Annotated in this window: 24 protein-coding genes and 1 pseudogene; 12 read left to right on the forward strand and 13 right to left on the reverse strand. The window is 64.1% G+C overall.

What is annotated here, in order from left to right; translation table 11 throughout:
- Position 1 precedes the first annotated feature (1 nt).
- The gene (locus ACMGGG_RS22615; protein ID WP_054891168.1) at positions 2-328 is read left to right on the forward strand and encodes a DUF3392 family protein; all 327 of its coding nucleotides are present in this window, start codon (positions 2-4) and stop codon (positions 326-328) included.
- A gap of 55 nt (positions 329-383) precedes the next feature.
- Here the strand turns inward: ACMGGG_RS22615 and trmB are convergent, their stop codons facing one another.
- The 4 genes from trmB to ACMGGG_RS22635 form a co-directional block, all read right to left on the reverse strand.
- Positions 384-1,106, reverse strand: a complete 723-nt coding sequence (gene trmB, locus ACMGGG_RS22620; protein ID WP_414154464.1) for a tRNA (guanosine(46)-N7)-methyltransferase TrmB — start codon at positions 1,104-1,106, stop codon at positions 384-386.
- Between the two features lie 9 nt (positions 1,107-1,115).
- A complete protein-coding gene (locus tag ACMGGG_RS22625) occupies positions 1,116-1,910 on the reverse strand; it encodes a thiazole synthase (RefSeq protein ID WP_414154465.1) in 795 nt (264 codons plus the stop codon).
- A 53-nt stretch (positions 1,911-1,963) separates the two neighbouring features.
- Complete coding sequence (gene thiS, locus ACMGGG_RS22630) at positions 1,964-2,164, reverse strand: sulfur carrier protein ThiS (RefSeq protein WP_054891258.1); 201 nt, start codon at positions 2,162-2,164, stop codon at positions 1,964-1,966.
- A 102-nt stretch (positions 2,165-2,266) separates the two neighbouring features.
- Entirely contained in the window at positions 2,267-2,638 is a 372-nt protein-coding gene (locus ACMGGG_RS22635) for a DUF423 domain-containing protein (protein ID WP_054891165.1), read from the reverse strand.
- A 64-nt stretch (positions 2,639-2,702) separates the two neighbouring features.
- On the opposite strand from ACMGGG_RS22635, the gene mtgA reads away from it, so the two are divergent.
- On the forward strand, positions 2,703-3,413 hold the full coding sequence (gene mtgA / locus ACMGGG_RS22640) for a monofunctional biosynthetic peptidoglycan transglycosylase (RefSeq protein ID WP_414154466.1): 711 nt from the start codon (positions 2,703-2,705) through the stop codon (positions 3,411-3,413).
- Between the two features lie 78 nt (positions 3,414-3,491).
- On the opposite strand, the gene rpoH is transcribed toward mtgA, so the two are convergent.
- From rpoH to ftsY, 4 genes are all read right to left on the reverse strand, one after another.
- Positions 3,492-4,346: an RNA polymerase sigma factor RpoH gene (gene rpoH, locus ACMGGG_RS22645; RefSeq protein WP_063541627.1), complete on the reverse strand. Its 855-nt coding sequence runs from the start codon at positions 4,344-4,346 to the stop codon at positions 3,492-3,494.
- Positions 4,347-4,457: 111 nt separating this feature from the next.
- Entirely contained in the window at positions 4,458-5,483 is a 1,026-nt protein-coding gene (gene ftsX, locus ACMGGG_RS22650; protein ID WP_063541629.1) for a permease-like cell division protein FtsX, read from the reverse strand.
- Positions 5,480-6,151 carry a cell division ATP-binding protein FtsE gene (gene ftsE, locus ACMGGG_RS22655; protein WP_011531723.1) on the reverse strand — a complete coding sequence of 224 codons (672 nt, stop codon included), beginning with the start codon at positions 6,149-6,151 and terminating at the stop codon, positions 5,480-5,482. The genes ftsX and ftsE overlap by 4 nt, the downstream gene beginning before the upstream one ends.
- Positions 6,148-7,647 (reverse strand): signal recognition particle-docking protein FtsY, encoded by a 1,500-nt coding sequence (gene ftsY / locus ACMGGG_RS22660; RefSeq protein ID WP_414154467.1) that lies wholly within the window; start codon positions 7,645-7,647, stop codon positions 6,148-6,150. Before ftsY ends, ftsE begins: the two co-directional genes overlap by 4 nt.
- Positions 7,648-7,877: 230 nt before the next feature.
- Here ftsY and ACMGGG_RS22665 point away from each other — a divergent pair, with 230 nt between their 5' ends.
- From ACMGGG_RS22665 to ACMGGG_RS22685, 5 genes are all read left to right on the forward strand, one after another.
- A complete protein-coding gene (locus ACMGGG_RS22665) occupies positions 7,878-9,233 on the forward strand; it encodes a M16 family metallopeptidase (protein ID WP_414154468.1) in 1,356 nt (451 codons plus the stop codon).
- Positions 9,226-10,725, forward strand: coding sequence for a M16 family metallopeptidase (locus ACMGGG_RS22670; RefSeq protein ID WP_063541635.1), 1,500 nt, complete (start codon positions 9,226-9,228; stop codon positions 10,723-10,725). The genes ACMGGG_RS22665 and ACMGGG_RS22670 overlap by 8 nt, the downstream gene beginning before the upstream one ends.
- Positions 10,725-11,318: a 16S rRNA (guanine(966)-N(2))-methyltransferase RsmD gene (gene rsmD, locus ACMGGG_RS22675; RefSeq protein ID WP_112899429.1), complete on the forward strand. Its 594-nt coding sequence runs from the start codon at positions 10,725-10,727 to the stop codon at positions 11,316-11,318. Before ACMGGG_RS22670 ends, rsmD begins: the two co-directional genes overlap by 1 nt.
- Positions 11,319-11,366: 48 nt before the next feature.
- Entirely contained in the window at positions 11,367-14,126 is a 2,760-nt protein-coding gene (locus ACMGGG_RS22680) for a M16 family metallopeptidase (protein ID WP_414154469.1), read from the forward strand.
- Positions 14,127-14,189: 63 nt separating this feature from the next.
- A complete protein-coding gene (locus tag ACMGGG_RS22685) occupies positions 14,190-15,182 on the forward strand; it encodes a hydrolase (protein WP_063541641.1) in 993 nt (330 codons plus the stop codon).
- A 12-nt stretch (positions 15,183-15,194) separates the two neighbouring features.
- On the opposite strand, the gene ACMGGG_RS22690 is transcribed toward ACMGGG_RS22685, so the two are convergent.
- Both ACMGGG_RS22690 and ACMGGG_RS22695 read right to left on the reverse strand, forming a co-directional pair.
- Positions 15,195-16,049, reverse strand: a complete 855-nt coding sequence (locus ACMGGG_RS22690; RefSeq protein WP_063541643.1) for a sulfurtransferase — start codon at positions 16,047-16,049, stop codon at positions 15,195-15,197.
- A gap of 34 nt (positions 16,050-16,083) precedes the next feature.
- The gene (locus ACMGGG_RS22695; RefSeq protein WP_054891154.1) at positions 16,084-16,749 is read right to left on the reverse strand and encodes a TetR/AcrR family transcriptional regulator; all 666 of its coding nucleotides are present in this window, start codon (positions 16,747-16,749) and stop codon (positions 16,084-16,086) included.
- Between the two features lie 139 nt (positions 16,750-16,888).
- Between ACMGGG_RS22695 and ACMGGG_RS22700 the strand changes: the two are divergent.
- The 4 genes and pseudogenes from ACMGGG_RS22700 (at position 16,889) to ggt (ending at position 21,016) form a co-directional block, all read left to right on the forward strand.
- Positions 16,889-18,318, forward strand: a pseudogene (locus ACMGGG_RS22700) (coniferyl aldehyde dehydrogenase).
- Positions 18,319-18,447: 129 nt separating this feature from the next.
- On the forward strand, positions 18,448-18,927 hold the full coding sequence (coaD, locus tag ACMGGG_RS22705) for a pantetheine-phosphate adenylyltransferase (RefSeq protein WP_063541647.1): 480 nt from the start codon (positions 18,448-18,450) through the stop codon (positions 18,925-18,927).
- Between the two features lie 155 nt (positions 18,928-19,082).
- On the forward strand, positions 19,083-19,334 hold the full coding sequence (locus ACMGGG_RS22710; protein ID WP_011531711.1) for a YfhL family 4Fe-4S dicluster ferredoxin: 252 nt from the start codon (positions 19,083-19,085) through the stop codon (positions 19,332-19,334).
- On the forward strand, positions 19,334-21,016 hold the full coding sequence (ggt, locus tag ACMGGG_RS22715; RefSeq protein ID WP_414154470.1) for a gamma-glutamyltransferase: 1,683 nt from the start codon (positions 19,334-19,336) through the stop codon (positions 21,014-21,016). Before ACMGGG_RS22710 ends, ggt begins: the two co-directional genes overlap by 1 nt.
- Before the next feature lie 41 nt (positions 21,017-21,057).
- On the opposite strand, the gene mutM is transcribed toward ggt, so the two are convergent.
- Both mutM and ACMGGG_RS22725 read right to left on the reverse strand, forming a co-directional pair.
- Positions 21,058-21,870 carry a bifunctional DNA-formamidopyrimidine glycosylase/DNA-(apurinic or apyrimidinic site) lyase gene (gene mutM, locus ACMGGG_RS22720; RefSeq protein ID WP_063541651.1) on the reverse strand — a complete coding sequence of 271 codons (813 nt, stop codon included), beginning with the start codon at positions 21,868-21,870 and terminating at the stop codon, positions 21,058-21,060.
- Positions 21,871-21,873: 3 nt separating this feature from the next.
- Positions 21,874-22,692: an HDOD domain-containing protein gene (locus ACMGGG_RS22725; protein ID WP_196759887.1), complete on the reverse strand. Its 819-nt coding sequence runs from the start codon at positions 22,690-22,692 to the stop codon at positions 21,874-21,876.
- Between the two features lie 231 nt (positions 22,693-22,923).
- Between ACMGGG_RS22725 and ACMGGG_RS22730 the strand changes: the two genes are divergently transcribed.
- On the forward strand, positions 22,924-24,120 hold the full coding sequence (locus tag ACMGGG_RS22730; RefSeq protein WP_414154471.1) for a class I SAM-dependent rRNA methyltransferase: 1,197 nt from the start codon (positions 22,924-22,926) through the stop codon (positions 24,118-24,120).
- A 124-nt stretch (positions 24,121-24,244) separates the two neighbouring features.
- Here the strand turns inward: ACMGGG_RS22730 and mgtE are convergent, their stop codons facing one another.
- Positions 24,245-25,300: a magnesium transporter gene (gene mgtE, locus ACMGGG_RS22735; RefSeq protein ID WP_063541657.1), complete on the reverse strand. Its 1,056-nt coding sequence runs from the start codon at positions 25,298-25,300 to the stop codon at positions 24,245-24,247.
- Positions 25,301-25,411 lie beyond the last annotated feature (111 nt).

Raw genomic sequence — 25,411 nt, forward strand, 5'->3', positions numbered from 1 at the left:
CATGGACCTGGTACTTGACCTGCTCTCGACCGTTTCCCGCTGGAGCCGCAGCAACCTGTCAGAAATTTCGCTGGCGCTCGTGGGGTGCTTGCTGGTGTTGTTCGGCACCGACCTCAAAGGTTGGGTCGACCAGCGCCTGGGTGGCCTAGCTGGCGCCCTGCGCGTGCCTTTCATGGCGCTGCTGGTGATGATCGGCAGTGGCGCGGCGCTGATCTATGCCACGCCCTGGGTGGTGAAGGCGCTGGCGCAATTCAACAACTATGCGCTGGCGCCGGTGCTGCTGGTGGTGCTGGTGCTCATCGGCGTGGTGGCGGATCGTCGCGGTTAACCCACGCGTACAGGCCAGCCAAATGAAAAACGCCCTTCTCAGGGCGTTTTTTCGATCAGTCCAGCTTCTCGAACTTCAAATCCCAGACGCCATGCCCGAGCCGCTCGCCGCGACGCTCGAACTTGGTGATCGGCCGCTCTTCAGGCCGCGGCACGTAAGCGCCGTCAGCCGCCTGGTTACGGTAGCCGGGCGCGACCTTCATCACGTCCAGCATGTGCTCGGCATAGGGCTCCCAGTCGGTGGCCATGTGGAACACACCGCCGACCTTGAGTTTGCGCCGTACCAGCTCGGCGAACTCGGGCTGGACGATGCGGCGCTTGTGATGGCGCGCCTTGTGCCAAGGATCGGGGAAGAACAGCATCAGGCGATCGAGGCTGTTGTCGGCCACGCAACGGTTGAGCACCTCGATGGCGTCGCAGTCGTACACCCGCAGGTTCTTCAGACCTTGGGTCAGCACGCCGTTGAGCAGCGCGCCAACACCCGGGCGGTGCACTTCCACGCCAATGAAGTCCAGCTCAGGCGAAGCAGCGGCCATCTCCAGCAGGGAGTGCCCCATGCCGAAGCCGATCTCCAGCGTGCGCGGCGCCGAGCGGCCGAACACCTGGTCATAATCCACCGGGCTGTCGGCCAGGGGCAGGATAAACTGCGGGCCACCCTGATCGAGGCCACGTTGCTGGCCTTCAGTCATGCGGCCTGCGCGCATCACGAAACTCTTGATGCGGCGGTGCGGGCGCTCTTCGCCTTCAGCGGTGATCGGCGTTTCTTGCGATTCAGTCATCAGGGGCTCTTACTTGATCAGACCATCCAGCGGCGACGAGGCGCTGGCATAGAGTTTCTTCGGCATACGCCCGGCCAGATAGGCCATGCGACCGGCGACGATGGCGTGCTTCATCGCTTCGGCCATCAGCACCGGCTGCTGGGCGTGCGCGATAGCGGAGTTCATCAGCACGGCTTCGCAACCCATTTCCATGGCAATGGTGGCGTCGGAGGCGGTGCCTACACCGGCGTCGACCAGTACCGGCACGTTGGACTCTTCCAGGATGATCTGCAGGTTGTAGGGGTTGCAGATCCCGAGCCCGGTACCGATCAGGCCCGCCAGCGGCATCACGGCGATACAGCCGGCTTCGGCCAGTTGACGGGCGATGATCGGATCGTCGCTGGTGTAGACCATCACGTCGAAACCGTCCTTGACCAGCACTTCGGCAGCCTTGAGGGTTTCGATCACGTTGGGGAACAGAGTCTTCTGGTCGGCCAGCACTTCCAGCTTCACCAGGTTGTGGCCATCGAGCAGCTCACGGGCCAGGCGGCAGGTGCGCACGGCTTCGACGGCGTCATAGCAACCGGCGGTGTTCGGCAGGATGGTGTAGCGGTCCGGCGGCAGCACATCGAGCAGGTTCGGCTCGCCCGGGTTCTGGCCGAGGTTGGTGCGGCGCACGGCGACGGTGACAATTTCGGCACCCGAGGCTTCGATGGCCAGGCGGGTTTCTTCCATGTCACGGTACTTGCCGGTGCCGACCAGCAGGCGCGACTGGAAAGTGCGTCCGGCCAGGGTGAAGGGCTTGTCGCTACGAACGTTGCTCATCGTTGTTCCTCTGGAAAGGTTGCGGGACTTGCGGGTGGGGCACGGCAGAAGCGTCAGCCGCCACCGATGGCGTGGACCACTTCGACCTGGTCACCCTCGTTCAACAGGGTGCTTTCGTGCTGGCTGCGCGGCACGATGTCCAGGTTCAGCTCCACCGCCACACGACGCCCGACCAGCTCCAGCCGGCCCAGCAGGGCCGCGACGCTCTCGCCCGCAGGCAGTTCGTAAGGTTCACCGTTCAGTTGAATGCGCATGCGCACGGCCACCATCGTTCATTGGGGCCCGCATTCTAGCCCCGATCAGCCTTGCAACCCAAGGGCGACACACGCCATTAGTCGCGATTCCCGACCGCCTGGTCAGCCCAGGCGCCAGGCTGCCAGCCCCAGGCACAGCCAGCCGGCGAGGAAGCACAGGCCGCCGATGGGGGTGATGATGCCAAGCTTGCCCAACCCGGTGAGGGTCAGCACGTAAAGGCTGCCGGAGAACAGCAGGATACCGACTGCGAACAGCCCGCCCGCCCAGCCGACCAGACGCCCCGGCAAGTGTACCGAAAGCAGCGCGACCGCCAGGATCGCCAGGGCGTGGACCAGTTGATAAGTGACGCCGGTGTGGAAGATCGCCAGGTAATCGGCGGTAAGACGGTTCTTCAGGCCGTGTGCGGCAAAGGCACCCAGGGCCACACCCGTAAAGCCAAAGAACGCGGCGAGCATCAGGAAGCTGCGAAGCATGGGACGACTCCTCGAGAGGGGTCTGTATAATGGCCGGTTCCATCGGTCCGGCCAAGCTATCGACATGCTGTCATCCCTGATCCGCCGTCTCGCCCGCGCACTGCTCTGGTTCGCCGCCGGCAGCATCGTGCTGGTGCTCGTGCTGCGCTGGGTGCCACCACCGGGCACTGCGTTGATGGTCGAACGCAAGGTGCAGTCCTGGTTAAGCGGCGAGCCGATCGACCTGCAGCGCGACTGGACGCCCTGGGACGAGATCTCCGACGAGCTCAAGGTGGCCGTTATCGCGGGCGAAGACCAGCACTTCGCCAACCACTGGGGTTTCGATATTCCCGCGATCCAAGCCGCACTGGCACATAACGAGCGCGGCGGCAGTATCCGCGGCGCCAGCACGCTCTCCCAGCAAGTGGCGAAGAACCTGTTCCTGTGGTCGGGGCGCAGCTGGTTTCGCAAAGGTCTCGAAGCCTGGTTCACTGGCCTGATGGAGCTGTTCTGGTCGAAGGAGCGGATCCTCGAGGTCTACCTCAACAGCGCCGAATGGGGTCCGGGCGTATTCGGCGCCCAGGCAGCGGCGCGCTATCACTTCGGCGTCGATGCCAGTCGCCTCACTCGCCAACAGGCCAGCCAGCTCGCTGCAGTGCTGCCCAGCCCGATCAAGTGGAGTGCCAGCCGCCCGAGCACCTATGTCGCCAGCCGAGCGGGATGGATTCGACGGCAGATGAGCCAGCTCGGGGGAACCAGTTACCTGATGCAGTTGGAGAGCGCACGCAAGCCTTGATGCGCTTGCAGTCCCATGCGACCAACAAAAAGCCGCCTGCCCCGCGAGGGACAGGCGGCTTTTCAGTCAGGGCGCCGATCAGATCGTGATCAGTGCCTTGACCTTGCTCATCGCGTTCTTCTCGAGCTGACGAATCCGCTCGGCCGATACACTGTACTTCTCTGCCAGCTCGTGCAGCGTGGCCTTTTCCTCGGCCAGCCAGCGCTGATAGAGAATGTCGCGGCTGCGCTCATCCAGGCCACTGAGTGCTTCGTGCAGGTTGCTGTTGGAGTTGTCGTTCCAATCGGCATCCTCGAGCTGCATGGCAGGATCGTAGCGGTGATCCTCAAGGTAGTGCGCAGGCGACTGGAAGGCGCTGTCGTCGTCGGCATCGGCTGCCGGATCGAAGGCCATGTCCTGACCGCTCAGGCGGCTTTCCATCTCGCGCACTTCCCGAGGCTCGACGCCCAGGCTTTCGGCGACACGGTGCACTTCATCGTTATTAAGCCAGGCCAGACGCTTCTTCTGGCTGCGCAGATTGAAGAACAGCTTGCGTTGCGCCTTGGTGGTGGCGACCTTGACGATACGCCAGTTACGCAGGATGAACTCGTGGATCTCTGCCTTGATCCAGTGCACGGCGAAGGACACCAGGCGCACGCCCATCTCGGGGTTGAAGCGCTTGACCGCCTTCATCAGGCCGACGTTGCCTTCCTGGATCAGGTCAGCCTGGGCCAACCCGTAGCCAGCATAGCTGCGGGCGATATGTACGACGAAACGCAGGTGGGCCATCACCATTTGCCGAGCGGCCTCAAGATCCTGCTCATAATAGAGACGCTCGGCCAGTTCACGCTCCTGCTCGACCGTCAGCAGCGGAATGCTGTTGACCGTGTGCACGTAGGCTTCCAGGTTCGCACCGGGCACCAGGGCATAGGCAGGTTGCAACGAAGTGGTCATTCAAGTACCTCCGACTCACTGGACTCGTGCCTTGTGGGCACTGCCATCATTGACTCCGGAACCATGAAAGAAGTTCCTGGATGAAAAAAAGTCAATGCTGGCAAGAAAGCATTATCGCGGTGCAAGCTCGTTCAGGTGGCGAGCGACCGCAATCCAAGCACCGATATACCCCAAGAGCACCGCACCAATCAAGAGTGACAGACCATCGGACCCCGGTACCCCGCCCAGGGCGAAGTCACTGTTGTACAGCCCGGAAAGCCCGACGACCGCGTCGTTCAGCCAGTTCAGGCCAAACGCCAGGATGCCCCACGCCAACACGCCCGCACCCAGGCCGTACAAGGCTCCCATGTAGAGGAAAGGGCGCCGCACGTAGCTGTCGGTACCGCCGACCAGCTTGATCACTTCGATCTCGACACGGCGGTTCTCGATGTGCAGCCGAATTGTGTTACCAATTACCAAAAGCAGCGCGGAAATCAGCATGACCGCCAGGCCGAAGACAAAACGGTCACCCAACTTGAGGATCGCCGCCAGGCGCTCGACCCAGACCAGATCCAACTGAGCCACTTCGACCCGCGGCAATTCCGACAGGCGCTGACGCAAGGCTTCGAGCGCCGGCTTGTCGACTTCGGTCGGCGTCACCACCACCACACCCGGCAGCGGGTTGTCCGGCAACTCGCGCAAGGCCTCGCCCAGGCCGGATTGCTGCTGGAACTCCTGCAGTGCCTGCTCGCGGCTGACGTAGGTCGCCTCGGCCACGCCGGGCATGCCCTTGATCTCATCGCGCAGCGCTTCTCCTTCCTTGCTACCCGCATCGAGCTTGAGATAAAGCGAAATCTGCGCTGCGCGCTGCCAGGAACCCCCAAGCTTCTCGACGTTCTTCAGCAGCAGCGACAGACCCATGGGCATGCTCAGTGCCACCGCCATCACCAGACAGGTGAAGAAGCTGCCGATTGGCTGCTTGCCCAGGCGGCGAAGGCTGTCGGCGAGGCTGGCGCGATGGCTTTCCAGCCAGGCGTTCAGCAGGGTGCGGAAATCCGGACCATCGTCATCATGGCCGCCGCGCTGTTTTTCCGGCTTCGGGTCGGCGGCCTTGGGCGCAACGCGCTCGGAGACCTTTGGCGTACGCGTAGTGCTCATTGTCCGGCCTCCCCATCGCCGATCAGTCGTCCGCGCTGAAGCGTCAGCATGCGGTGACGCATGCGCGCGATCAGCGCCAGGTCGTGGCTGGCGATCAGCACCGTGGTGCCCAGGCGGTTGATGTCTTCGAACACGCCCATGATCTCTGCGGCCAGCCGCGGGTCGAGGTTACCGGTGGGTTCGTCCGCCAGCAGCAGCGCCGGCTGGTGGACGATGGCACGGGCGATGCCCACGCGCTGCTGCTGCCCGGTCGACAGGTCAGCGGGGAACAGCTCGCCCTTGTCCGACAGCGACACGCGCTCCAGCGCCGAATCCACGCGCTTGGCGATCTCTGCCTTGGACAGCCCGAGGATCTGCAGCGGCAATGCGATGTTGTTGAACACGGTGCGATCGAACAGCAGTTGGTGGTTCTGGAACACCACGCCGATCTGGCGGCGCAGGAACGGGATCTGCGCATTGCTGATCTGACCCAGGTCCTGGCCGGCCAGCAGCAGCTTGCCGCTGGTCGGGCGCTCCATCGCCAGCAGCAGGCGCAGCAAGGTGCTCTTGCCCGCGCCGGAGTGGCCGGTGACGAACAGGAATTCGCCCCGACGTGCCCGGAAACTCAGCTCATGCAGGCCGACATGGCCATTGGGGTAGCGCTTGGCGACCTGCTCGAATCGGATCATGGGTGCTCACGCTCGGCAAACAGGGCTTTGACGAAGGGTTCGGCCTCGAAGGTGCGCAGATCGTCGATACCCTCGCCGACCCCGATGAAGCGGATCGGCAGGTTGAACTGCTTGGCCAGGGCGAAGATCACACCGCCCTTGGCAGTGCCGTCCAGCTTGGTCAGGGCCAGGCCGGTCAGCTCGACGCTCTGGTTGAAGTACTTGGCCTGGCTGATGGCGTTCTGTCCGGTGCCCGCGTCCAGCACCAGCAGGACCTCGTGCGGCGCGTCAGCGTCGAGCTTGCCGATGACCCGACGGACCTTCTTCAGCTCTTCCATCAGGTTGTCCTTGGTGTGCAGACGTCCGGCGGTGTCGGCGATCAGCACGTCGGCGCCACGGGCCTTGGCGGCCTGCACGGCATCGAAGATCACCGAGGCCGAATCGGCGCCGGTGTGCTGGGCGATCACCGGGATCTGGTTGCGCTCCCCCCAGACCTGCAACTGCTCTACCGCAGCCGCACGGAACGTATCGCCGGCAGCGAGCATGACCTTCTTGCCTTCGAGTTGCAGCTTCTTGGCCAGCTTGCCGATGGTAGTGGTCTTGCCTGCGCCGTTCACGCCGACGACAAGGATCACATAGGGCTTGCTCTGGGCTTCGATCTTCAGAGGCTGCTCGACCGGACGCAGCAGCGCGGCCAACTCTTCCTGCAGCGACTTGTACAGTGCATCGGCGTCTGCCAACTGCTTGCGGGCAACCTTCTGTGTGAGATTCTGGACGATCAGCGAAGTGGCCTCGACGCCTACGTCGGCAGTGAGCAGGCGAGTCTCGATCTCGTCGAGCAGGTCGTCGTCGATGACCTTCTTGCCCAGGAACAGGCTGGCCATGCCTTCGCCAATGCTGGCACTGGTCTTGGACAGGCCCTGCTTGAGGCGGGCGAAGAAGCCGGGCTTGGACTGCTCGGTAGCGGCAACCACGGGTTCTGGCTCGACAAGGGCAGGCTCGGGCTGGTGCTCCACCGGTGCAGGCGCAGGCGCCTCGGCCACGGGCGTGACAACTACCGGCTCAGGCTCGACGACAACCGCTGCCACAGGCTCAGGGCTCGCGACAGGGCGCTCGGGAATGACTGGCGGTTCGCTCGGTTCCAGGTCAGGGACCAGCGCCACGGGCTCCTCGGCGACAGGCAATACCAGATTGCTGACCGGCGCAGCCACCGGGGCCTCAGCCACCGGAGCCGGGATTTCGACCTCGACGGGCTGCGCAGGTATGGCCTGGGGTGCTTCTACCGACGGCGGCACTTCATCTGGCACAACCGGCGCATCGGCGGCAACCGGCTCGAGCGGAGCGACAACGGCCTGCTCGACGGGCGTGGCTGGCGCTACCGGCTCGTTAACGGGCTGCTCGGGGGCTTGCGGCTGTTCGGCGACAGGTTGCTGCGGCTTCTTGCGAAACCAGCCGAACAGGCCTTTCTTTTCACCGGCCTCGGCCGGCGCTTTCTTGTCGTCGTTGGAACCAAACATGGAAGACGGCTATCTCAGGGTAGCGATGCACCATCATTGGGCATCGGGAATTCTCTATACGCAGAACAGACTCTCTTAAAGCCGGCTGGTTCATGCGCAACGTTTTGTCGTAGTGTCCTGTGGGCCAGAACGGCGACAGGCATGGTCGCCAGGCAACCGGATCAGTATCCTAGCACCTCCTGGCCCGCCTACGCTAAACCCCGCGGGCCGTCGTACAGGTTATCCATCGTATGAATGCTCTAGCCCGCCGCGCCGCTGGCCTGTTGCTCGGCACGCTCTGCCTGCCGCTTGCGGCCCTGGCCGCCGATACGCAACCGACCCACGAATTCATCCTCGACAACGGCCTGAAGGTCGTAGTGCGCGAAGACCATCGCGCGCCAGTGGTGGTATCGCAGATCTGGTACAAGGTCGGCTCCAGCTACGAGACGCCAGGCCAGACCGGTCTGTCGCATGCGCTTGAGCACATGATGTTCAAGGGCAGCGCCAAGGTCGGTCCGGGCGAAGCCTCGCGCATCCTGCGCGACCTCGGCGCCGAGGAAAACGCCTTCACCAGCGATGACTACACCGCTTATTACCAGGTGCTGGCCCGCGACCGACTGCCGGTAGCCCTGGAGCTCGAGGCCGACCGCCTGGCCAGCCTGCGCCTGCCGGCCGACGAGTTCAGCCGTGAAATCGAAGTCATCAAGGAAGAGCGCCGCCTGCGCACCGACGACCAGCCCAACGCCAAGGCTTTCGAACTGTTCCGCGCCATGGCCTACCCGGCCAGCGGCTACCACACACCGACCATCGGCTGGATGGCCGACCTTGAGCGGATGAAGGTCGAGGAACTGCGCCACTGGTACGAATCCTGGTACGCACCGAACAACGCCACGCTGGTGGTGGTGGGCGATGTCACCGTCGATGAGGTCAAGGGCCTGGCGAACAAGTACTTCGCCGCCATCCCCAAACGCGCCATTCCTCCCGCCAAACTGCCACTGGAACTGGCCGAACCCGGCCAGCGCCAGCTCACTCTTCACGTACGCACCCAACTGCCCAGTCTGATCTACGGCTTCAACGTCCCAGGCCTGGCCACTGCCAAGGACCCACGCAGCGCCCAGGCCCTGCGCCTGATCTCGGCGCTGCTCGACGGCGGCTACAGTGCGCGCATGCCGGCACGCCTCGAGCGCGGCCAGGAGCTGGTGACCGGTGCCTCGAGTAGCTACAACGCCTTCACCCGGGGTGACAGCCTGTTCCTGATCTCCGCCACCCCCAACGTGCAGAAGCAGAAAACCCTCGCCGACGTCGAGAAGGGCGTCTGGCAGTTGCTGGACGAGCTCAAGAACACGCCACCCACTGCTGAAGAACTGGAGCGCGTGCGGGCCCAGGTCATCGCCGGCCTGGTCTACGACCGCGACTCGATCAGCAGCCAGGCCACCACCATCGGTCAGCTGGAAACCGTGGGCCTTTCATGGAAGCTGATCGACAGCGAGCTGGACGACCTCAAGCGCGTCACGCCACAGGACATTCAGGACGCCGCGCGCACCTATTTCACCCGCGAACGCCTGAGCGTTGCCCATGTTCTGCCCGAGGAGTCCGCTCATGAGTGATCGCAGCGCCCCCCGCTATACCCTGTTCGGCCTCGGCATCCTCGCTGCGATCGTGGCGCTGGCCCTGCTGCTGGCCCGCCCGGCGCAATCGGATAATGCCGCCGGTCAGCCCGACAGCAACGCCGCACGCCCGGCCAACACCCTGCAGTCGCTGGCCGAGCTCGATGGCAAATCCCCCAGTCGACGCCAGCTGAACATCCAGAACTGGACCACCGCCGAAGGCGCGCGGGTCCTGTTCGTCGAAGCCCGCGAGCTGCCGATGTTCGACCTGCGCGTGACCTTCGCCGCAGGCAGCAGCCAGGACGGCAACGTCTCCGGGCTGGCCACCCTGACCAACGCCATGCTCAACGAGGGTGTGGCCGGCAAGGACGTCACCGCGATCGCCCAAGGCTTCGAGGGGCTCGGTGCCGACTTTGGCAACGGCTCGTACCGCGACATGGCCATCGCCTCGTTACGCAGCCTGAGCGCCCCAGACAAACGCGACCCGGCGCTGAAACTGTTCGCCGACGTGGTCGGCAAGCCGACCTTCCCCGAAGACGCCCTCAAGCGTATCAAGAACCAACTACTGGCAGGCTTCGAGTACGAGAAGCAGAACCCTGGCAAGCTGGCCGGCAAGGCGCTGTTCGCCAACCTCTACGGCAGCCATCCCTACGCCCACCCCAGCGACGGCACCGCCGAAAGCATCCCGGGTATCAGCCAGGCACAACTGCGCGACTTTCACGCCAAGGCCTACGCTGCCGGTAATGCCGTGATCGCCCTGGTCGGCGACCTCAGCCGCAGTGAGGCCGAAGCCATCGCCGCGCAGCTCTCCGCCGCCCTGCCCAAGGGTCCGGCGCTGGCCAGCCCTGGCGAACCAGCAGAGCCCAAGCCGGGCGCGACTCATATCGATTTCCCGTCCAAGCAGACCCACCTGATGCTCGCCGAACTGGGCATCACTCGCCAGGACCCTGACTGGCCAGCACTGTCGCTGGGCAACCAGATCCTCGGCGGCGGCGCCTTCGGCACACGCCTGATGAGCGAAGTGCGGGAAAAACGCGGCCTCACCTACGGGGTTTACTCGGTATTCAGCCCGATGCAGGTGCGCGGCCCGTTCATGATCAACCTGCAGACGCGCGCCGAACTCAGCGAAGGCACGCTCAAGCTGGTTCAGGACATCCTCGCCGACTACCTGAAGAACGGCCCGACCCAGCAAGAGCTGGACGATGCCAAACGTGAGTTGGCCGGCAGCTTCCCGCTCTCCAATGCCAGCAACGCGAGCATCGTTGGCCAACTGGGCGCCATCGGCTTCTACAATCTGCCGCTGACCTGGCTCGAAGACTTCATGCAACAATCCCAGGCGCTGACCGTCGAGCAGGTCAAGGCGGCGATGAACAAGCACCTGGCGGTGGACAAGCTGGTGATCGTCACCGCAGGCCCGAGCGTGCCGCAAAAACCGCTGCCACCGCCCACAGACAAACCTTCCGAGCAACCGCTCGGCGTACCGGAGCACTGATGGCAAGACCCTCCAACCCCGCCCAGACCCAAAGCAAGGGTGCTGGGCACCTGCGCATCATCGCCGGCGAGTGGCGCAGCCGTCGCCTGGCGGTGCCCGAGGGCGAAGGCCTGCGCCCGACACCCGATCGCGTGCGTGAGACCCTGTTCAACTGGCTGGCCCCCTACATCGAAGGCGCTCGCGTGTTGGACGCCTTCACCGGCAGCGGCGCGCTGGTGCTCGAAGCCCTTTCGCGCGGCGCCGACGATGCGGTGGCACTGGACAGCAACCCTGCAGCCATCGCCAACCTCAAGCACAATCTCGAATTGCTGCGCTGCCCCCGTGGGCAGATCCTGCAGACCGACGCCCTGCGCTATCTCGGCGGCCCGGCCAAGCAGCAGTTCGATGTGGTGTTCCTCGACCCGCCTTTCCACAAGGACCTGCTGGCAGACGCCTGCAACCTGCTGGAGGAACACCAGTGGCTGCGAGAACAGGCCTGGATCTATACCGAAAGCGAAGCCTCGCCCTCCAGCTTGCCGATGCCCGGCAACTGGCGCTTGCACCGGGAAAAGAAAACGGGTCAGGTGAACTACGCCCTGTGGCAACGTGGCTGAAACCATGAGCGCCAAGATTTAAATAGCACCTCTCAACAAGCCCTCTGATTGAAGCTGCTCCGCTCTCAAACCCGCCGGAGCAGCTCGACGATGCCAGCATCCACTGTCAAACCCACCAACCTGATCGCCCCACCAAGCACGCCGTTACAGCACGTGCGCCTGGAAAATGGCCTGAAGGTCTACCTCCAGCGTGATCAACGTAGCCCGCTTGTTTGTGCACAGCTTCATTATCACGTGGGCTCCAGCCACGAACCGCCAGGCCATAGCAATCTGTCCCATGTGCTCGAGCACATGGTGTTCGAGGGCAGCGGCAAACTCGCAGCCGGCCAGTACCTGCGGATAATCAATTGGCTGGGCGGCACCGGCGGCGCCTCTACATTCGACGATGCAACGGTCTACAGGATGACCCTGCCCGCCTCGCGCCTGGAGGTAGGCCTGGAGATCATGGCCGACGCCATGATCAATGCTCGCCTTGGTGGCGAAGCCTTTGAAAAGGCCAGGACCGCAGTACGCGATGAGCGTCGTCTGAAAATCGACAATCAGCCGGTACAACAGGCCCTCGAAAGCCATAGACAGCTTGCTCACCAAACCAGCCCCTACGCCACTCCCAACTACGGCGACCCGCAAGACCTCGAAGACATGAACCTGATCACGATTCGCACGTGGTACAGGAATTATTACGCCCCCAACAACGCCACCCTGGTAGTCGTTGGCGACATCGAGCTGTCTCGCCTCGAAGAATGGGTGCAACGTCACTTCGCAGGTTGTGAGGCCATCCCCCTGCAACCGACCCAGACGCCTCGCCATCCTGAGCAATTGGCGTACCGCCAACAGGCACTGACACTGCCTAACCTGCGCGACGGCCTGCTGATGTCCTTCAATGTGCCGAGCCTGGCAACGGCAGAGTCGCCCCGCAGCGTGCACGCCTTGAGAATCGTCGCGGAATTGCTGGGCAGAGGCGCGTCGTCTCTCCTGCATGACAAACTGGTGCGCAAGCAACAGGTCCTGATAGGCATCGGCCCGTCCTATGACTACCAGGTGCGCGGCGATACTCTGCTGTCATTCTCCGGCTATGTCGCACTCGGCAATACACCGGCCAGCGCCGAAAAGGCAGTTATGGACATCATCGAAAGCGTCCAGTTGACCTCTTTCACCGCACAGCAGATCGAAGATGCCAAGTTGCACCTGCTGGCGCAGCACGCAGAGGCCCTGGCCAACCTCACCGGCCAGGCAGATGCGCTCAGTTGGAGAGTGATCGGCGGCCTGGACCCAACGCAGCTGCATGATGAATTTCAGACACTGGCATCGCTCACCGAGCAGGACATCCAGCTCGCGATCAAAACCTACCTCACCCGTGAACGCCTTGCCGTCACTCATATGTGCGCGCCCGAGGCAACGGTAATAGAGACTCCCGTACTGGCTTGCGGCGACCTGGCCGCTGGTAGCTCTGCGCTAGACCTGTCCGGCCTGACCTCGGCGCAAGGCCTTACAGAGGCCGCCCTGGACACCCCGAAACAGGAGATACAGCAGTGGCATACCGAGCTGGGCAGCAAGGTGTGTTTCGCTCCGGTACGCGGTGCTCCTGCAGTCGACCTGCAACTACGCTTCAAGGCGGGTGCCTACCATGACGACGACACGCCCGGTTTGGCCGCAATGACGCTGTACATGCTCGACCAGAGTTGTGACCAGCTGGACGCCGCGCAGCTAGCCAGCCAACTCAAATCGCTTGGCGCCACACTCAAACGCAACGTGACACACGACGACGCCATCTTGCGTCTGCGCAGTCCATTCACCAACGGCCTGTACAAGGAAGCCGTGGCGCTGCTGGTTGCAGTGAGTGCGCGGCCGAACTTCGAGCCCACGGCGCTGGAAGGCATACGCAACCGCGTCATCAACTATCTGCGCCGTCGCGAAGCCAAACCTGAGCACCGGCTCGATGTGGAAAGGCTTCGTAACGTGTATGACAGCCACCCTTACACGCGGGACAGTCATGGCACTGCGAGCAGTGTCATGACGATCAGCCGACAGCAGATAGTGGACTTTCACCAACGAGCCTACTGCGCCGGAAACCTGGAAATCACCTTGGCCGGGGACCTGTCTCGAGAGGATGCCGAAACATTGGTCAACGACCTTTGCCAGGCCCTGCCGGTTACCCAGCTTGCGCTTCCCGCACTGGAAAAAGCCCGGCCATCCAACCAGGCCAGGACTTTGCACATCGAACAGCCAAGCAATAATCCAGACACCGACAACGTAAAGGTCAGCCTGGCGTTTGCGGTAGAAATTCACCCCGGCGATACACAGTTTCCTGCGCTGATCATGGCCAACCAGATTCTGGGCGCCAGCTTCGAGTCGCGCCTGGTATCCGAACTGCGCGAACGGCGATCCCTCACCTACGCCATTCGCAGTTACTTCGACGGCTACCGTGGCGCCCTGGTGCTGCTCGTCGAATGGGATATCAAGCCCCACTATCTGCAAGCATCCATCGATCTCGTCAAACTCGTGCTGCGCTGCTTCATCGAGCAAGGCCCAAGCGAGTTCGAGATGAAGTTGGCACGCAGCCAACTGTGCGGTGACCTCTTGCGCACCCTCGCCGACGACCAGAAGCTTGCAGACCTGCTGGCACAGATCAATGCATCCGGATTGCCGGCGGATCATTTCCAGCGTTACCAGGAACAACTCGCGCAAACCACGGCAACACAAATCCAGACGGTCGCTCGGCAGGTCTTCGACAGCAATCGTTGTGTCGTGACCTGCGTCGGACCCAAGGTGGCTCAGCAGCCCCTGCCTGCACTGCCAATAGCCGACTGATAACACGACCACAGGTGCGGTGTTTCGTGGCACTCTAGGCAGGCACACCAAGAGCCGCCGAGCATGTCCAGTCTCACCGCAACCTTCAGCCCAGCCACCGGCCTGTCAAACCCTCACCTGCAGACACTGTGGGGCCCGCTCTGGCGCAGGCTTCCAAGCCTTGAGCGCAGCCGCGAGCGTCTGTGGCTGGCCGACGGCGACTTCCTAGACATGGACTGGCATGGTCCGCATCAGGCTGACACGCCGCTGGTGCTGGTATTGCACGGACTGACCGGCTCCTCCGACTCCCCGTACGTAAAAGGTCTGCAGCAAGCGCTGCAGGCGTTTGGCTGGGCCAGCGTTGCACTGAACTGGCGGGGCTGCTCCGGCGAGCCGAACCTGCTTGCTCGCAGCTACCACTCCGGCGCCAGCGAAGATCTTGCCGAAACCATCCGCCATCTGCGCGCGCTACGACCGCTGGCGCCGCTGTATGCCGTGGGCTACTCGTTGGGCGGCAACGTGCTGTTGAAGTACCTGGGCGAAAGCGGTTCGGCCAGCCAGCTTGAAGCAGCGGTGGCGGTGTCGGTGCCGTTTCGTCTGGATCAGTGCGCCGATCGCATCGCCATGGGCTTCAGCAAGGTCTACCAGGCGCACTTCATGCGCGAGATGCTGGCTTACGTGCAGGACAAGCAGCGGCACTTCCAGGCCCGGGGCCACAGCGAAGGGCTGGCCGCGCTGGAGCGCCTCGGGCCGCTACGCAACCTGAGGACCTTCTGGGATTTCGATGGCCGAGTGACCGCACCGCTCAACGGCTTCAGCGATGCCCACGACTACTACCGCCACGCCTCGAGCCGCTATTACCTGGGGGAAAACCGCACACCGACACTGATCATCCACGCGCAGGACGATCCGTTCGTGTTCGACCACAGCCTGCCAGCACCGCAGGAGCTGGCGCCGCAGACGCACTTCGAGTTGCACCGCCGCGGCGGACATGTGGGCTTTGTAGAGGGCAGCCTGCGCAATCCGGGTTACTACCTTGAGCGCCGGATTCCGCAGTGGCTGCTGGAGGGCCGCTAGCGCTTCGCTGCCTCAATCGCCAGTGGCGACACCGTGCCTGGAATCGTTGATCCACTCGCTCCAGGACCCGGCATACAGGCGCCCCAACGGGTATCCCGCCAGCGCCAGCGCAAACAGGTTGTGACAGGCAGTCACACCGGATCCGCAATAGGCGACCAACTGCTCCGGCGCACGCCCTGCCAGCTTCTCGGCGAAGCGCTGCTTCAGCTGCTCGGCTGGCAGAAAGCGCCCATCCGCACCCAGGTTGTCAGTGAACGCTGCACACTGCGCACCAGGAATATGCCCAGCGACAGGATCAATCGGCTCGACTTCGCCGCGAAAACGCGGCAAGGCGCGGGCATCGATCAACGTCAGGTCGGCGCTGCCCAGACGCTTGTTCAGGTGCTCGGCATCGATCAGCAGCTTCGCATCGGCCTCGCCCGTGAAGTTGCCCTCGCGCTGCACCGGCGGATCCAGGCTCAGCGGCAGATGCGCCGCGTGCCAAGCCTTGAGGCCGCCGTCGAGGATGAACACCGCGTTGCGCTTGCCCAGCCAGGCCAGCAACCACCAGGCGCGGGCAGCGAAGGCACCGGGACCGTCGTCGTACAGCACCACCTGGCTGTCATTGTCCAGGCCCCACTCGCGCAGGCGCTCGACCAGACGGCGCGGCTCAGGCAATGGATGACGCCCAGTCTGCCCCTTGACCACAGGCCCGCTCAGGTCGCGCTCCAGGTCCGCGAAATGCGCACCGGCGATATGCCCCCCGGCATAGCTGCGCTGGCCGTAATCCACGTCTTCCAGGGCAAAGCGACAGTCGAGGATCACCAGCCCCGGCGAGTCCAGACGCTCGGCCAGCTGCTGCGGGGTGATCAGTTGCGCAAGGGGCATGACAATCTCCTATCGATGGCACGAAAGGCCCGGATCAGTGTTCCAGGGCCTGATTGAACGGAACATGAAATTCATCGCATAGCGCATCCACGGCAGCGCGGGAGCCAGCGGTGACGAACCCCAGCTCCAGCACCAATACCTGATAGACGCCACGCTTGAAGGCTTCTTCACCCATATGCGCAGAGTGCTCGCGGGTGGTGCTGAGAAAACGCACCCAGGAGGTGAGCACGATCCAGGCATTGATGGTCAGCGACTCGATCTGGGTCGGCAGCATGTCCAGGATGCCCGCTTCGACGAAGCCACGATAGATCGCCTGGCCCTGCTGCAGGCACCGCTGGGAGAAACGCCGATAACGTGCGGCCAGCTCCGGATCACTCTCCAGCAGATGCTCGAGATCGCGGTGCAGGAAGCGGTAGTTCCACATCGCTGCAAGCAGTGCCTTGAGGTAGAAGCGTTTGTCCTCGACCGTGGCTGCTCGGCCTTGGGGCGGGCGCAGGAAGCTGTCCACCAGCTCTTCGTACTGGCTGAACAGCAACGCGATGATCGCCTGCTTGTTGGGGAAGTGGTAGTACAGGTTTCCGGGAGAGATTTCCATGAACGCGGCAATGTGATTGGTGCTGACGCTGCGCTCGCCTTGCTGGTTGAACAGTTCGAGGCTGCTTTGCACGATGCGCTCACGGGTCTTCATGCGCGGGGCCATGCGGGTATCCAGGTCTGCGGGCTTCGGATGACGAGCCATCTTACGGTTTATTCCACGGGCGGTGCACCCCGCCAACGTTCACAGAGCAAGGCCGATTAGAGTATAAGCTCGACAACTCGCCCCTCTGCGCGGAGCTGCCATGCGTTCGTCCACAGCCAAGCCTCTTGAGCCATCCGACCTTGTTCTCGAGCGGTTGTTCACCGCGCAACGTCAGGCCTTCGCAGCCAATCCCATGCCACCCGCCGCGCAGCGCATCCAGTGGCTGAAGAGCCTGCGTGAAGCCCTGGTTGCACAGCAACAGGCGCTGATCGAGGCCATCGATGCGGACTTCGGCGGGCGCAGCGCCGATGAAACCCTGCTGGCCGAGCTGCTGCCGTCAGTGCAGGGCCTGCGCCATGCCGAGCGCCATGTGCGGCACTGGATGAAACCTGCCCGGCGCCGCGTCGGCCTGGCCTTCCAGCCGGCCAGCGCGCGAGTGCTGGCGCAGCCACTGGGGGTGGTAGGCATCATCGTGCCGTGGAACTACCCGCTGTTTCTGGCTATCGGCCCGTTGACCGGTGCCCTGGCGGCGGGTAACCGAGTCATGCTCAAGCTCAGCGAAGCCACGCCGCGCGCCGGCGAAGCCCTCAAGCGGTTACTCGAGCAGGTATTCCCCGCCGATCTCGTCTGCGTTGTGCTGGGCGAGGTCGAAGTCGGCCAGGCCTTTGCCCGCCTGCCCTTCGACCACTTGCTGTTCACCGGCGCCACCAGCATCGGCCGCCAGGTCATGCTGGCCGCTGCACACAACCTCACGCCGGTCACGCTCGAGCTGGGCGGAAAGTCGCCAGCCATCGTCTCCAACGACGTGCCACTGGCCACTGCCGCCGAGCGCATCGCCTTCGGCAAGACCCTCAATGCCGGGCAGACCTGCGTGGCTCCCGATTACGTGCTGGTCCCGCGTCAGCGTCTGGACGACTTCGCCCAGGCCTATCGACGGGCGGTGCAGCGCCTCTTCCCACGCATCGCAGACAACGCCGACTACAGCGCGATCATCAATTCGCGCCAGTTGCAGCGCCTCGAACGCCTGCTCGCCGACGCCCGTGACAAAGGCGCCCAAGTGCTCGACCTGTACCCCGACGAGCCGCGCCAGGGCCGCAGGCTGCCCCCCATCTACTGCTCGATGTAAACGACGACATGCAGGTGATGCAGGACGAGATCTTCGGCCCAGTGCTGCCGCTGGTTGCCTATGACGAGCTGGATGAGGCGCTGGCCTACATCAATCAGCGCCCACGCCCGCTGGCGCTGTACTACTTCGGTTACGACCGCAGCCAACAGGCGCGGGTGCTGCAGCACACCCACTCCGGCGGCGTATGCCTGAACGACACCCTGCTGCACGTCGCCCAGGACGACTTGCCCTTCGGCGGCATCGGCCCCTCTGGCATGGGCCACTACCATGGTCGCGAAGGTTTCCAGACCTTCAGCAAGGCCAGGGCGGTACTGGCCAAACAGCGCATCAACGCCGCCCGGCTGATCTACCCGCCTTACGGAAAAGCCCTGCAGCGCCTGGTATACAAGCTTTTCATCCGCTGAGCGCAGAGGGTGCATGACAGCCAATAGCCGCACTGTCTATAGTGCCATCTTCCGGTCGCATGACTTGGCCGGGCAGCAGTCGCTGCGCTACCATCCGACTCCCCAACGCACTCCAGCCAGGATGACGCGATGAACCGAGTGTTGTACCCGGGTACTTTCGACCCGATTACCAAAGGCCATGGTGACCTGGTCGAGCGCGCCTCGCGGTTGTTCGATCACGTGATCATCGCCGTGGCGGCCAGCCCCAAGAAGAACCCCCTGTTCCCGCTGGAACAACGGGTCGAGCTGGCCCGCGAGGTCACCAAACACCTGCCCAATGTCGAAGTCATCGGCTTCTCCTCTCTGCTGGCACACTTCGCCAAGGAGCAGGGCGCCAATGTGTTCCTGCGGGGCCTGCGCGCGGTGTCCGACTTCGAGTACGAGTTTCAGCTGGCGAACATGAACCGCCAACTGGCGCCGGACGTCGAGAGCCTGTTCCTCACGCCGTCGGAGCGCTACTCGTTCATTTCCTCGACGCTGGTCCGCGAGATTGCGGCGCTGGGCGGTGATATCACCAAGTTCGTCCACCCGGCGGTGGCCGAGGCGCTGACCGTACGCTTCAAGAAGTGATCGCAGCGGCCTGAGTTCGGCTTTGTACGCCACGTCGCCAAGCGGCACTTGCGCGACAAAGCCTCGCGCCCGCGTGCACTGCGGGCGTTAATGCGGCACAATTGTGCCCATTGCTTTGATACATGCCCGGGCGCCGAGCCCCGGCCGGAGTCCCAATGTCCCTGATCATCACCGACGATTGCATCAACTGCGACGTCTGCGAACCCGAGTGCCCGAACGCCGCCATCTCGCAAGGCGAAGAGATCTACGTGATCGACCCGAACCTCTGCACCCAGTGCGTGGGCCATTATGACGAACCCCAGTGCCAGCAGGTTTGCCCGGTCGACTGCATCCCGCTGGATGAAGCCCATCCGGAAACCGAAGACGAGCTGATGGCCAAATACCGCCGGATCACCGGCAAGGCCTGATGCCGTTCGTCGCCGCGATTCGCCGCGCATTGCTCGGCGCCGCACTGGCGCTGCTCGCTACCGCCGCCCTGGCGGACGGGCCCGGGCGCGCTGCCATTGCCAGCCCCCATGCCGAGGCCACGGCAGCGGCGCGACAAGTTCTGGAACAGGGCGGCAACGCCTTCGATGCCACCATCGCCATCAGCGCCACGCTGGCGGTGGTCGAGCCCTATGGTTCGGGGTTGGGCGGCGGCGGTTTCTTCCTGCTGCGCGAACAGTCCGATACTGCGCACTACCGCTTCCTGGATGCCCGCGAGCGCGCGCCAGGTGCCGCCACCCCGGACATGTACCTGGAAGACGGCAAGGTCCGGCAGGGGCTTTCGATCAACGGTGCGCTGGCGGCCGCCATCCCGGGTCTGCCCCAGGCCCTGGCAGACCTCGCTGCAACCCACGGCAAATTGCCGCTCAGGGACAGCCTCGCGCCAGCCATCCGCCTCGCCAACCAAGGCTTTGCCGTCGACCGCATCTACCGCGATCGCGCGACCATGCGCCTGAACGCGCTGCGTGACGACCCGGAAAGCGCCCGGCTGTTCCTGCGCGAGAACCAGGTCCCTGCCCTGGGTACCCTGATCCGCCAGCCGGAACTGGCCGCAACGCTGCAGGCGATGGCGGATCAGGGGCGGGACGGCTTCTACCGCGGGGCGGTTGGCCGCAAGCTCGTCGAGGGTGTGCGCCGCGCTGGCGGTGTCTGGACCCTCGACGATCTCGCAGGCTACCGCACGGCCTGGCGCCAGCCACTGCGCTATCCGCTGGCAGGCCAGCGCGAACTGATCAGCAGCCCACCGCCGTCTGCCGGCGGCGTGGCCTTGGCCCAGAGCCTGGCGATGCTCCAGCGCCTGCCGTGGCAGGGCGCAGAGCCCGTGCAACGCACTCACTACGTGGTAGAAGTCCTACGCCGCGCCTACCGCGATCGCGGCTTGCTCGGCGACCCGGACTACGTCACCAACCCCATCAACCGCCTCCTGGCGCGCCAGTACCTGAGCGGGCTCGCCGACAGCATCGACGTGCACGATGCCACGCCCAGCAGCGCCCTGCCCCCCGCACCCACGTGGCGCGAGGGCGACCACACCACCCACTTCAGCGTGATCGACGCTGCGGGCAATGCCGTATCGGCCACACTGTCGGTCAACCTGCCCTTTGGCGCAGCCTTTACCGTACCCGGCAGCGGCGTGGTGCTGAACAACGAGATGGACGATTTCGCCGCCGACCCCACTGGCAGCAACAGCTACGGCCTGGCCGGCAGCCAGGCCAATGCGGTGGCCGCGGGCAAGCGCCCGCTGTCGAGCATGAGCCCAAGCTTCATCGAGAGCCCGTCACAGTTCGCCAGCTTCGGCACGCCCGGCGGTAGCCGGATCCCGAGCATGGTGCTGCTGTCGATGCTCGGCTTTCTCGAAGGGCGACCAGTGAGCGAATGGCCAGCGATCCCGCGCTATCACCATCAGTACCTGCCAGATGTGATCGAGCACGAGCCCAACACCTTCGACGATGAGCAGAAAGCCGCGCTGCGTGCACGCGGGTACGCGCTCAAGGACGTGCAGCGCAGCTATGGGAACCAGCAGGTGTTGTACTGGGACAAACGGGCCGGGACGCTCGAGGCAGCCAGCGACCCGCGTGGTGTCGGTGAGGCCGCAGTGCTGGAGTGACCATCAAAGCTGGCGGCAAATGGGTGTTCGCAGAACGACTATCAGCGCTGACAGCGCGGGCAGAACACGCTTGCGCGCTGCCCCAGCTTCACGTCCCGCAGCTCCGTCCCGCACACCTTGCAAGCCTCGCCACCCCGTCCATAGACGAACAACTCCTGCTGGAAGTACCCCGGCTGCCCATCGCCGCCGATAAAGTCGCGCAACGTGGTGCCACCACGTTCGATGGCCGCCGCCAGCACGCGCTTGATCTCGATCGCCAGCTTCAGATAACGCGCCCGGCTGATCCCGCCCGCTTCACGGCGTGGATCGATACCCGCAGCAAACAGCGCCTCGGTAGCGTAGATGTTGCCCACCCCCACCACCACGGCGTTGTCCATGATGAACGGCTTGACCGCCATCGACCGCCCGCGTGACAGCTGGAACAACCGCTCGCCGTCGAACAGGTCGGTCAACGGCTCAGGCCCAAGGCGCACCAGCAGTTCGTGACCGAGCGGATCCTGGCTCCAGAGCATGGCGCCGAATCGACGCGGGTCGGTGTAGCGCAGCATCAACCCCGACTCCAGCTCGATGTCCACATGCTCATGCTTGGCCGCCGGCAGCCCGAGCTCGACCAGCCGCAGGTTGCCAGACATCCCCAGGTGGCTGATCAAGGTGCCCACCTCGGCGTTGATCAGCAGGTACTTGGCCCGCCGCTCGACGCTGACGATGCGCTGCCCCGACAGGCGCACATCCAGATCCTCGGGGATCGGCCAGCGCAGGCGCCGGTCACGCACCACCACGCGGCTGACGCGCTGGCCTTCCAGGTACGGCGCGATCCCGCGCCGTGTGGTCTCGACTTCTGGCAACTCAGGCATGGATCAGTGGCCACTCATTTCACGGATGTTCTGCTTGAGGCTCTCGAAGTCGTACTCCGACAGCCCGATGTAGTCCAGCACCAGCGGCCCGACGACGTTCCACTCGTGGTCGACGCTCTGGTTGCCCAGCACGCGGTACGAGGCACAGATGTGTTCGGCCATTTTCAGCACCGCCAGCAGATTCTTGAGCTGGGTCTGGGTGTTGCGCGAAGACTCGTCGCGGAACACCGCCAGGGCGTTGTGGTGGTTGGCGATGGCTGCACTGATGTGCTCCGGCAGGCGCCACGACTTGGCGGTGAAGTAGCCGACCACCGAATGGTTGGTGTTGAAGGCACGATTCTCGGTATCGACCACCCGTACCTCTTCGCCGGCCTTGGCGTAGGCGTCTTCCAGCACCTCCATGTAAGTGGGGAAGCGCTTGAGCATCAGCGGCACGCCGCAGTCATGGAACAGGCCGAGGGTGTAGGCCTCGTCCGCCGCCTGGATGCCGGTGCGCTTGGCCAGGGTCAGGCAGGTCATCGCGACGTCCTGGGCGGTGTCCCAGAAGCGATTGAGGGTAACGATGGTCTCGTCGCTCATCTCGCCCTTGATCGACTGGGCGTTGATCAGGTTGATGATCGAGCGGCTGCCCAACAGGTTCACGGCGCGCTGGATCGAGCCGATCTTGTTGGCCAACCCGAAATGCGGGGAGTTCACCAGCTTGAGCAGCGCACCGGCCAGGCCAGGATCCTGCGCTATCAGCTTGGCGATCGTCTCCAGGTCCGGGTCGGGCATGTATTGCTCGAACTGCAGGTCCACCATGATCTGCGGCTGCGGCGGGATGGTGATGCCTTGCAAGGCTTGCTGGATCTGTTCGGCGGAAAGTTCCTGGGACATGGGTACACACTCGGAAATGACGAGAGATTCTAACCCTGTACTCCTGCAGGGCACCAACCACTGGATCGTTCCCTGGACGGTTAACTTTAGCCGCGAGGGGGCCGACACTTCATCCACCCCACCAGCGAACCCCGGGCCAACGCGGTATACTCCCGCTCTTTTTTCCGGAGCGACGTCATGTCCCTGCCCAGCCTTCGCCTCAAAGCCAATGCCGACCGCCGCCTGCGCGCCGGCCACCTGTGGGTCTACAGCAACGAGGTCGACGTTGCCGCCACTCCGCTGCAAGGCCTGAAGGCGGGTCAACAGGCGATCCTCGAGGCCGCCAACGGCAAGCCACTGGGCGTGGTGGCGGTGAGCCCGAACAACCTGATCTGCGCGCGCCTGCTGTCGCGCGACGCCAAGCTGCCGCTGGACAAGTCGCTGCTGGTGCACCGCCTGAACGTCGCCCTGTCGCTGCGCGAACGCCTGTTCGACAAGCCCTGCTACCGCCTGGTCTACGGCGACTCCGACCTGCTGCCGGGCCTGGTGGTCGACCGCTTCTTCGACATTCTCGTGGTGCAACTGGCCTCGGCCACCATGGAAGCGCACAAGGATGATGTGATCGCAGCCCTGGTGCAGGTACTCAAGCCCAGCGGCATCCTGTTCAAGAATGACTCCGCCGCGCGCGACGCCGAAGGCCTGGAGCGCTATGTCGAGGCCGTCTACGGCGAAGTACCCGACTGGGTCGCGCTGGAAGAGAACGGCGTGAAGTTCGAAGCGCCGGTGCGTGAAGGCCAGAAGACCGGCTGGTTCTACGACCACCGCATGAACCGTGCGCGCCTGGCGCCCTACGTCAAGGGCAAGCGCGTGCTCGACCTGTTCAGCTACATCGGTGGCTGGGGCGTGCAGGCCGGGGCCTTCGGCGCCAGCGAAGTGTTCTGCGTCGATGCCTCGGGCTTCGCTCTGGATGGCGTCGAGCGCAATGCCGCGCTCAACGGCATCGCCGAGAAGCTGACCTGCATCGAGGGCGACGTGTTCGAGGCGCTGCGCGAGCTCAAGGCCGCCGAAGAGCGCTTCGACGTGATCATTGCCGACCCACCCGCCTTCATCAAGCGCAAGAAAGACCTGAAGAACGGCGAGGCTGCCTACCGTCGCCTCAACGAACAGGCCATGCGCATGCTCAACAAGGACGGCATCCTGGTCAGCGCTTCGTGCTCGATGCACCTGCCCGAAGATGACCTGAACAACATCCTGCTGACCAGCGCCCGTCACCTGGACCGCAACCTGCAACTGCTCGAGCGCGGCGGCCAGGGGCCGGATCACCCGGTGCACCCGGCGATCGCCGAGACCCGCTATATCAAGAGCATCACCTGCCGGTTGCTGCCCAACAGCTGACCCACCCAACCGGGGCTGGTCTACAGCCCCAAGTCATACGGCTTGCGATGATTGCTGACACTTGTACCGGCAATCAGCAAGCCCCCGGTGAAGTCGGCAATGCTGCTGCCCTCGTAGCGTCTCCTCAGATATCCAGCACCATCGACGCGATGCCAAAGTAGATCAACACCCCCACGGCATCGGCAATCGAGGTCACCAGCGGCCCGCTGGCCGTCGCCGGGTCAAGCTTCAGGCGACTGAGCATGAATGGCAGGCTCATGCCGATGAGGCTGCCGATCAGCACGATCACCAACATGCTGCTGGCCACGATCAGTGCGATTTCCGGGCCGCCGCGCAATACCCCCAACGAAGCGACAGCCACTGCCATGGTCCCGCCCAGGGCAAGCGCAACACCGCATTCGCGCGTGAGCATGCGCAACCAGTCACGCAGCACCACGTCGCCCGTGGCCAGGCCGCGCACCATCAGGGTTGCCGACTGGGCGCCGGCATTGCCGCCGCTGTCTACCAGCAACGGCAGGAAGAACACCAGGGCGATATGGGCGGCAATGGTGTCCTCGAACGCGGCGATTCCCGCACCTGAAAACAGGTTGCCGAATACCAGCAGCACCAGCCACAGCACGCGTTTGCGGTACATCAGGCTGACGGTTGCATCCTTGAGATTGCCGATGTGATTGGTGATCGATGCGCCCTTGTGAAAGTCTTCGGTAGCCTCCTCCACCATCACATCCAGCGCTTCGTCGCAGGTGACGATCCCCACCAGCCGCCCCAGCTCGTCGAGCACCGGTACCGCCAGCAGGTCGTGGTCGCCAATCAGCCGAGCAACCTCTTCCTGACGGGTCGCCGTGGTCACGCAGATCACCTGGCGCACCATGATGGCCTCGATCGGCTGGTCGGGCGGCGCCAGGATCAGTTCACGCAGCGACAGCGTGCCAAGCAGGTTGCGCTGGGCATCGAGGACGTAGGATTGATAGATGGTTTCGGCGTCGGCGGCTTCGCGCCGCAGCATGTCGATGGCCTGGCGCGCGCTCAGGCCACTGTCCAGGCTGGAGTACTCGCTGATCATCAGCGCGCCGGCGCTGCCGTCTTCGTACAGTGCGTGCTGCAGGAGTCGATCGCGTCGGGCCTGGGCCGCCTGGCGCAGGTCGAGGGATTCGGCGAGGGTGTCGGTCGGTTGTTGCATGGTAGGTTCTCCAGGCGCCGAAGCAGGCGCCCGCAGACCTCAGCCACGCGGGCTCAAGTCTCCGGATGCCCTGGCGACGGTGCGCTCAGTGCCAGATTGCAGGTTCGCGAT

It is taken from the genome of Pseudomonas sp. BNK-44-b (assembly GCF_047456245.1).
GTDB lineage: Bacteria > Pseudomonadota > Gammaproteobacteria > Pseudomonadales > Pseudomonadaceae > Aquipseudomonas > Aquipseudomonas machongensis.